Origin of the sequence: Flavobacterium sp. (assembly GCF_041392005.1) — a bacterium.
Classification (GTDB): Bacteria; Bacteroidota; Bacteroidia; order Flavobacteriales; family Flavobacteriaceae; genus Flavobacterium.
The window spans coordinates 1-1,515 of the sequence record NZ_JAWKMX010000051.1 but is presented as its reverse complement, the minus strand read 5'-3'; the positions used below and the strand labels follow the sequence as shown (position 1 = coordinate 1,515).

The 1,515-nt window shown below is 32.1% G+C and carries 2 protein-coding genes; both read right to left on the bottom strand.

The annotated features are described in order from the left end of the window. Positions 1–81 precede the first annotated feature (81 nt). On the bottom strand, positions 82–1,077 hold the full coding sequence (locus R2808_RS11480) for a hypothetical protein (RefSeq protein WP_371271149.1): 996 nt from the start codon (positions 1,075–1,077) through the stop codon (positions 82–84). 36 nt (positions 1,078–1,113) lie between these two features. Further along, positions 1,114–1,365 carry a hypothetical protein gene (locus R2808_RS11475; RefSeq protein WP_371271147.1) on the bottom strand — a complete coding sequence of 84 codons (252 nt, stop codon included), beginning with the start codon at positions 1,363–1,365 and terminating at the stop codon, positions 1,114–1,116. Between the last annotated feature and the right edge of the window lie 150 nt (positions 1,366–1,515).

The window sequence follows — 1,515 nt, the reverse complement described above, 5'->3', positions numbered from 1 at the left end:
TAATGCTACCTAACGGCGGCGTGACTGTCTAACCGCTGCGTTTAGCGGGCGGTTGACAGCCACGCAGAGTTAGTGCCAGATTTATACTGCATTCCATTTTGTTACTGCGGATATTTCATATTCTAAAAAACATTTATGCAGTTCTTGCTGATAGTTTTGAATTGATTCCCAATTGTTACCCATATCTTCGCTAAACCTGGTTTTTATATCATCTAATCCAAAATGACTGAGTAAACTTTTTAATATCATAAAACTCCTCCCTCTAATATAATCTTCGTCAATTGTAATATTGTTTTCTTGCTGCGAAATTATATCCTTAAAATTCTGTATTATGGCCATATTAATATAGTTAACTCTTATTGAATTATGCGGATGAGAACTTTCTTTTGTATAAAATATTTCTTTACACATAGGCAAAGACAAAATATAGACCATTATGCCACTAATTGTAATTGCTATAAAATCATTTAGTTTGTTTTTATCTATATTTCCACCCAAATGACTATCAATGAATTGATATATGTGTGCGGATATACAAATTCCAGAAAATATATCTGCATCATATTCCTCAATATGCTTATGTGGTTCAAAATTACAATCACCAAATAGTTTTTCTTCTCTTTCAATCTCATCATCGGTTGCAAATTGAATTAAATGTGCAAATTCGTGGTAAAAAGTAAAATGAATAATTGCATGTTCCAAAAGTTCTGAAATCTTGAAATCTATTTCTTCTTCCAATAATTTAAATTCTTCTAGTCCTTCGATATTTCCAAAGTCAAAATATGAATTATACCATTGTGAAAGTTTATTTATAAGTTTTCTGTCAAAAACAACCATGTAATGCTGTTTTGATACTTTAGCTTTAGCATAAGTCTCTGTTGTATCGTAAAAAACAACATAGGAGGGATTGGCACCAAATTTTTTATTATGATCCAAATTCCTTGAATAAAATTGAAATAGTTTCTCGAAATAATCTTCGCTAGATTTTCCATTGTAGTGATATATATCTGCCTCTTGTAATGTGGTATTTTTCAATAAGTAGTGAATGGTTTCTGTGTAAGTCATTTCTTCGACCATTTATTTTTTTGGTTGACGCTGTCAAAAATACTAAAATCACATAAATGGATTACGTAAATGTGGCCTTTTTGCAAAGGCTGCAAATAGTAACGTATTGTGAATCATGTACCCTGGATCCGTTTTTATCAGCTTATCAATTTTATAAGTCGCTTTAATTAGACCCTCATCAGACATTTGCTCAACGCATTTTTCAGCCTCCGGGGCTTTCAATTGTTGCATGGCTTTCAAGAACTCGACGAACAAGCGGTCATCTTCGCTTTGACCAAATAATGATTTGAAAAAATTCATAATTCATGATTTTAAAGTGTATTAAATAATCTTGTTACAAGATGTCAAATGATTGGTAAATTCGCTTTTAAAATCTTTCTAATTGGCACTAACGGTTTGGCTAAACGCAGGAGGCGAGGAATCGAGCCTATTGTCGTTTTAGCCTTTGTT

Bases quoted from the DNA above. Each gene is read 5' to 3' on its own strand.
- R2808_RS11480 (WP_371271149.1), bottom strand. From the start codon at position 1,077: ATGGTCGAAGAAATGACTTACACAGAAACCATTCACTACTTATTGAAA.
- R2808_RS11475 (WP_371271147.1), bottom strand. From the start codon at position 1,365: ATGAATTTTTTCAAATCATTATTTGGTCAAAGCGAAGATGACCGCTTG.